The sequence below is a fragment of the Roseateles sp. genome (genome assembly GCF_965262435.1).
Classification (GTDB): domain Bacteria; phylum Pseudomonadota; class Gammaproteobacteria; order Burkholderiales; family Burkholderiaceae_C; genus Paucibacter_A.
On the sequence record NZ_OZ253537.1, the window covers coordinates 4,715,001 to 4,722,500 of the forward strand.

General features: G+C 51.2%; 2 tRNA genes and 4 rRNA genes (2 of these 6 running past the window's edge). All 6 read right to left on the reverse strand.

Annotated elements, in window-relative coordinates:
• A 23S ribosomal RNA gene (locus ACQY39_RS20285) occupies positions 1-2,481 on the reverse strand; it reaches 400 nt to the left of the window's first position.
• A 337-nt stretch (positions 2,482-2,818) separates the two neighbouring features.
• Positions 2,819-2,894 (reverse strand) — tRNA-Ala (locus ACQY39_RS20290).
• A 91-nt stretch (positions 2,895-2,985) separates the two neighbouring features.
• Positions 2,986-3,062, reverse strand: a tRNA-Ile gene (locus ACQY39_RS20295).
• A 197-nt stretch (positions 3,063-3,259) separates the two neighbouring features.
• A 16S ribosomal RNA gene (locus ACQY39_RS20300) occupies positions 3,260-4,783 on the reverse strand.
• 490 nt (positions 4,784-5,273) lie between these two features.
• Positions 5,274-5,386: ribosomal RNA gene (rrf, locus tag ACQY39_RS20305) — 5S ribosomal RNA — on the reverse strand.
• A 238-nt stretch (positions 5,387-5,624) separates the two neighbouring features.
• Positions 5,625-7,500 (reverse strand): 23S ribosomal RNA (locus ACQY39_RS20310); it runs 1,005 nt beyond the window's last position.
• The 16S, 23S and 5S rRNA genes sit together here with 2 tRNA genes alongside, the layout of an rRNA operon.

The following is a 7,500-nucleotide window of genomic DNA, read 5'->3' on the forward strand; positions in this document are numbered from 1 at the left end:
TCGAGGTGCCAAACACCGCCGTCGATATGAACTCTTGGGCGGTATCAGCCTGTTATCCCCAGAGTACCTTTTATCCGTTGAGCGATGGCCCTTCCATACAGAACCACCGGATCACTTTGTCCTACTTTCGTACCTGCTCGACTTGTCAGTCTCGCAGTCAAGCACGCTTATGCCAATGCACTATCAACACGATTTCCGACCGTATTTAGCGTACCTTCGAACTCCTCCGTTACACTTTGGGAGGAGACCGCCCCAGTCAAACTGCCCACCATACACTGTCCCCAATCCCGATAAGGGACCAAGGTTAGAACCTCAAACACACCAGGGTGGTATTTCAACGTTGGCTCCATGAGAACTAGCGTCCTCACTTCAAAGCCTCCCACCTATCCTACACAGATCTGTTCAAAGTCCAATGTAAAGCTACAGTAAAGGTTCATGGGGTCTTTCCGTCTTTCCGCGGGGAGATTGCATCATCACAAACATTTCAACTTCGCTGAGTCTCTGGAGGAGACAGTGTGGCCATCATTACTCCATTCGTGCAGGTCGGAACTTACCCGACAAGGAATTTCGCTACCTTAGGACCGTTATAGTTACGGCCGCCGTTTACTGGGACTTCAGTCAAGAGCTTGCACCCCATCATTTAATCTTCCAGCACCGGGCAGGAGTCACACCCTATACGTCGACTTTCGTCTTTGCAGAGTGCTGTGTTTTTAATAAACAGTTGCAGCCACCGATTCTCTGCGGCCCCATTCTGCTCACCAAGTCAATGGATCACATACTAGAGGCACACCTTCTTCCGAAGTTACGGTGTCAATTTGCCGAGTTCCTTCTCCAGAGTTCTCTCAAGCGCCTTAGAATACTCATCTCGCGCACCAGTGTCGGTTTGCGGTACGGTCGTCAATAGCTGAAGCTTAGTGGCTTTTCCTGGAAGCAGGGTATCACTCACTTCGTCTGCAAGCAGACTCGTTATCACGCCTCATCTAATTCCCCCGGATTTGCCTAAGGGATACGACTACACGCTTGAACCAACTATTCCAACAGTTGGCTGAGCTAACCTTCTCCGTCCCCACATCGCACTATTGATCGGTACAGGAATATTTACCTGTTTCCCATCAGCTACGCATCTCTGCCTCGCCTTAGGGGCCGACTCACCCTACGCCGATGAACGTTGCGTAGGAAACCTTGCGCTTTCGGCGAGGGGGCTTTTCACCCCCTTTAACGCTACTCATGTCAGCATTCGCACTTCTGATACCTCCAGCAGGCTTCACAACCCACCTTCACAGGCTTACAGAACGCTCTCCTACCACGTGCAATAAATTGCACATCCGCAGCTTCGGTAACTGGCTTAGCCCCGTTACATCTTCCGCGCAGGACGACTCGATCAGTGAGCTATTACGCTTTCTTTAAATGATGGCTGCTTCTAAGCCAACATCCTGACTGTTTTAGCCTTCCCACTTCGTTTCCCACTTAGCCAATTTTGGGGACCTTAGCTGGCGGTCTGGGTTGTTTCCCTCTTGAGTCCGGACGTTAGCACCCGGTGCTCTGTCTCCCAAGCTGTACTCATCGGTATTCGGAGTTTGCAATGGTTTGGTAAGTCGCCATGACCCCCTAGCCATAACAGTGCTCTACCCCCGATGGTAATACTTGAGGCACTACCTAAATAGTTTTCGGAGAGAACCAGCTATTTCCAAGTTTGTTTAGCCTTTCACCCCTATCCACAGCTCATCCGCTAATTTTGCAACATTAGTCGGTTCGGACCTCCAGCACCTGTTACGGTACCTTCATCCTGGCCATGGATAGATCACTTGGTTTCGGGTCTACACCCAGCGACTAATTCGCCCTATTCGGACTCGATTTCTCTACGGCTTCCCTATTCGGTTAACCTCGCCACTGAATGTAAGTCGCTGACCCATTATACAAAAGGTACGCAGTCACCCTTGCGGGCTCCTACTTTTTGTATGCATACGGTTTCAGGATCTATTTCACTCCCCTCCCGGGGTTCTTTTCGCCTTTCCCTCACGGTACTAGTTCACTATCGGTCGATTACGAGTATTTAGCCTTGGAGGATGGTCCCCCCATATTCAGACAGGATTTCTCGTGTCCCGCCCTACTTGTCTTACGCTTAGTTCCACACCGCAGCATTTCTCATACGGGGCTATCACCCGCTATGGCCGGACTTTCCATTCCGTTCTGATATACACGATGCTAAAACGTAAAGGCTACTCCAATTTCGCTCGCCGCTACTTTCGGAATCTCGGTTGATGTCTTTTCCTCGAGCTACTGAGATGTTTCAGTTCACCCGGTTCGCCACAATGACCTATGTATTCAGTCAGAGTTACCCCTCGCGGGGTGGGTTTCCCCATTCAGAAATCTCCGGATCAAAGCTAATTTGCCAGCTCCCCGAAGCTTATCGCAGGCTATCACGTCTTTCGTCGCCTGTAATCGCCTAGGCATCCACCATATGCACTTAGTCACTTGACCCTATAACTTTGACAGCGCTGACGGCACTGTCGGTCAAGAACTCGTACAGACCCCATTCATGAGTCCATACGTTTATTGAGTATTTACGCGTTACGCCGTTCTTCATACCTAAACAATTTCTTGCTCAGTTGAAGTCTTGTGTTTGACGCAATCAAAATGTTGCCGACGGCACGGTGTCTAGCCCCTCAAATCCGAAGATTCGCGAAGAAACTAAACTTTCCGTCGACAACGCTGATTCGACTCTACAAATTGTTAAAGAACAACAGCCAATAAAGGCTGGCAAACCACAACATCCAACCTGGACGCTTTGGTTTGCCAACTCTTGAATGAATAGTCTTGGTGGAGGATAACGGGTTCGAACCGTTGACCCCCTGCTTGCAAAGCAGGTGCTCTCCCAACTGAGCTAATCCCCCTCAAACCGCGCCATGCGTCGTTGCTCAACACTTCACATAGCGCTGCTATGCATCAGTGTCTCGCGCCTTGCCTGGCACGCTTTGTGTACGGTGGTGGGTCTGGCTGGATTCGAACCAGCGACCCCCGCCTTATCAAGACGGTGCTCTAACCAACTGAGCTACAGACCCACGCGTTCATCACTCGTGGCCTGCGGATCTGAGGCTTACCTGCTTTTCCAGCTATGAGGCTAGCTCCACAGGCTCACTTCTTCTATTCATTCACTGTTGTGATACAGCCGATAAGTGTGGGCGCTTCAATCTGAGTGCATGTGGATCTCGCTCATGACTTGTTGCATGCAACAAACCACTGCTCGACCATTTTCTAGAAAGGAGGTGATCCAGCCGCACCTTCCGATACGGCTACCTTGTTACGACTTCACCCCAGTCACGAACCCTGCCGTGGTAATCGCCCCCCTTGCGGTTAGGCTAACTACTTCTGGCAGAACCCGCTCCCATGGTGTGACGGGCGGTGTGTACAAGACCCGGGAACGTATTCACCGCGGCAAGCTGATCCGCGATTACTAGCGATTCCGACTTCACGCAGTCGAGTTGCAGACTACGATCCGGACTACGACCGGTTTTCTGGGATTAGCTCCCCCTCGCGGGTTGGCAGCCCTCTGTACCGGCCATTGTATGACGTGTGTAGCCCTACCCATAAGGGCCATGATGACCTGACGTCATCCCCACCTTCCTCCGGTTTGTCACCGGCAGTCTCATTAGAGTGCCCTTTCGTAGCAACTAATGACAAGGGTTGCGCTCGTTGCGGGACTTAACCCAACATCTCACGACACGAGCTGACGACGGCCATGCAGCACCTGTGTCTAGGTTCTCTTTCGAGCACTCCCAAATCTCTTCAGGATTCCTAGCATGTCAAGGGTAGGTAAGGTTTTTCGCGTTGCATCGAATTAAACCACATCATCCACCGCTTGTGCGGGTCCCCGTCAATTCCTTTGAGTTTCAACCTTGCGGCCGTACTCCCCAGGCGGTCAACTTCACGCGTTAGCTACGTTACTGAGAAGAAACCCTCCCAACAACCAGTTGACATCGTTTAGGGCGTGGACTACCAGGGTATCTAATCCTGTTTGCTCCCCACGCTTTCGTGCATGAGCGTCAGTACAGGTCCAGGGGATTGCCTTCGCCATCGGTGTTCCTCCGCATATCTACGCATTTCACTGCTACACGCGGAATTCCATCCCCCTCTACCGTACTCTAGCCATGCAGTCACAAATGCAGTTCCCAGGTTGAGCCCGGGGATTTCACATCTGTCTTGCATAACCGCCTGCGCACGCTTTACGCCCAGTAATTCCGATTAACGCTTGCACCCTACGTATTACCGCGGCTGCTGGCACGTAGTTAGCCGGTGCTTATTCTTCAGGTACCGTCATTAGCCCACTGTATTAGAGCGAGCCGTTTCTTCCCTGACAAAAGCGGTTTACAACCCGAAGGCCTTCTTCCCGCACGCGGCATGGCTGGATCAGACTTGCGTCCATTGTCCAAAATTCCCCACTGCTGCCTCCCGTAGGAGTCTGGGCCGTGTCTCAGTCCCAGTGTGGCTGGTCGTCCTCTCAGACCAGCTACAGATCGTTGCCTTGGTGGGCTTTTACCCCACCAACTAGCTAATCTGATATCGGCCGCTCCAATTGCGCGAGGTCTTGCGATCCCCCGCTTTCACCCTCAGGTCTCATGCGGTATTAGCCACTCTTTCGAGTAGTTATCCCCCACAACTGGGCACGTTCCGATATATTACTCACCCGTTCGCCACTCGTCAGCTTAACCTGTTACCGTTCGACTTGCATGTGTAAGGCATGCCGCCAGCGTTCAATCTGAGCCAGGATCAAACTCTACAGTTCGATCTTGATTTACTCAACGGAATCGACTTAAACCTCAAACTCACTTTTACATGAGCCTGCATAGTTCAAATCTATTTTCCGTGAGCGTTTAAAGTCTAAGAGACTTGAATACAGTCGCCTGCATTCAGCACTCATCTTCAAACGCCCACGCTTATCGGCTGTTAATTTTTAAAGAACCAAGAGAACCGAAGCTCATCTTGCGCAAGCCAGACTCTCATCTGATCTTGCCGCCGTCAACTTGCGTCAACAGCACAGAAGCGAGATTATGACTGATGTTTTTACTATCGTCAACACCTATTGCAGCGATTTTCATCAGCCCGCAACTTCTGTCTTGCTCCATGCCAGGCCAGAGGCCCAACGAGATCTGCAAGTACAAACGATGCGCGCAACGCTTGTACCTAGAGACCGAGCTCATGGATGCACGAGGCAACCACCACACCCAGAGACAGAAACGCCCGGCCATGTGACCGGGCGTTTTGCTTAAATATTAGCCTGACGATGACCTACTTTCACACGGGAACCCGCACTATCATCGGCGCTGAGGCATTTCACTGTCCTGTTCGGGATGGGAAGGAGTGGGACCGCCTCGCTATGGTCATCAGGCTTAACTGGTTGGCTTCTTGTTGATTTTTAAATCAACAACAAACCCAATTTGTAGAGTTGCGCAGTATACCCGAGTATCTCGGGTATTGCACTTCGAATCAGCTTTGATTTTGATTGCGTTCACACGTTCAATTGAATGAACAGACTTCTGAAGAACAACATAACTTGCATTGACGACTCAATAGTCCTTGTCCGGCTCAGTGATCGACTCGCGTCGCTCACGAACTGTCAAAGTTATAGGGTCAAGCCTCACGGGCAATTAGTACTGGTTAGCTTAACGCATTACTGCGCTTCCACACCCAGCCTATCAACGTCCTGGTCTCGAACGACCCTTCAGGGGGCTCTAGGCCCCGGCAAGACTCATCTTGAGACGAGTTTCCCGCTTAGATGCTTTCAGCGGTTATCTCTTCCGCACTTAGCTACTCGGCGATGCCACTGGCGTGACAACCGATACACCAGAGGTGCGTCCACTCCGGTCCTCTCGTACTAGGAGCAGGCTCTCTCAATCTTGCAGCGCCCACGGAAGATAGGGACCAAACTGTCTCACGACGTTTTAAACCCAGCTCACGTACCTCTTTAAATGGCGAACAGCCATACCCTTGGGACCGGCTACAGCCCCAGGATGAGATGAGCCGACATCGAGGTGCCAAACACCGCCGTCGATATGAACTCTTGGGCGGTATCAGCCTGTTATCCCCAGAGTACCTTTTATCCGTTGAGCGATGGCCCTTCCATACAGAACCACCGGATCACTTTGTCCTACTTTCGTACCTGCTCGACTTGTCAGTCTCGCAGTCAAGCACGCTTATGCCAATGCACTATCAACACGATTTCCGACCGTATTTAGCGTACCTTCGAACTCCTCCGTTACACTTTGGGAGGAGACCGCCCCAGTCAAACTGCCCACCATACACTGTCCCCAATCCCGATAAGGGACCAAGGTTAGAACCTCAAACACACCAGGGTGGTATTTCAACGTTGGCTCCATGAGAACTAGCGTCCTCACTTCAAAGCCTCCCACCTATCCTACACAGATCTGTTCAAAGTCCAATGTAAAGCTACAGTAAAGGTTCATGGGGTCTTTCCGTCTTTCCGCGGGGAGATTGCATCATCACAAACATTTCAACTTCGCTGAGTCTCTGGAGGAGACAGTGTGGCCATCATTACTCCATTCGTGCAGGTCGGAACTTACCCGACAAGGAATTTCGCTACCTTAGGACCGTTATAGTTACGGCCGCCGTTTACTGGGACTTCAGTCAAGAGCTTGCACCCCATCATTTAATCTTCCAGCACCGGGCAGGAGTCACACCCTATACGTCGACTTTCGTCTTTGCAGAGTGCTGTGTTTTTAATAAACAGTTGCAGCCACCGATTCTCTGCGGCCCCATTCTGCTCACCAAGTCAATGGATCACATACTAGAGGCACACCTTCTTCCGAAGTTACGGTGTCAATTTGCCGAGTTCCTTCTCCAGAGTTCTCTCAAGCGCCTTAGAATACTCATCTCGCGCACCAGTGTCGGTTTGCGGTACGGTCGTCAATAGCTGAAGCTTAGTGGCTTTTCCTGGAAGCAGGGTATCACTCACTTCGTCTGCAAGCAGACTCGTTATCACGCCTCATCTAATTCCCCCGGATTTGCCTAAGGGATACGACTACACGCTTGAACCAACTATTCCAACAGTTGGCTGAGCTAACCTTCTCCGTCCCCACATCGCACTATTGATCGGTACAGGAATATTTACCTGTTTCCCATCAGCTACGCATCTCTGCCTCGCCTTAGGGGCCGACTCACCCTACGCCGATGAACGTTGCGTAGGAAACCTTGCGCTTTCGGCGAGGGGGCTTTTCACCCCCTTTAACGCTACTCATGTCAGCATTCGCACTTCTGATACCTCCAGCAGGCTTCACAACCCACCTTCACAGGCTTACAGAACGCTCTCCTACCACGTGCAATAAATTGCACATCCGCAGCTTCGGTAACTGGCTTAGCCCCGTTACATCTTCCGCGCAGGACGACTCGATCAGTGAGCTATTACGCTTTCTTTAAATGATGGCTGCTTCTAAGCCAACATCCTGACTGTTTTAGCCTTCCCACTTCGTTTCCCACTTAGCCAAT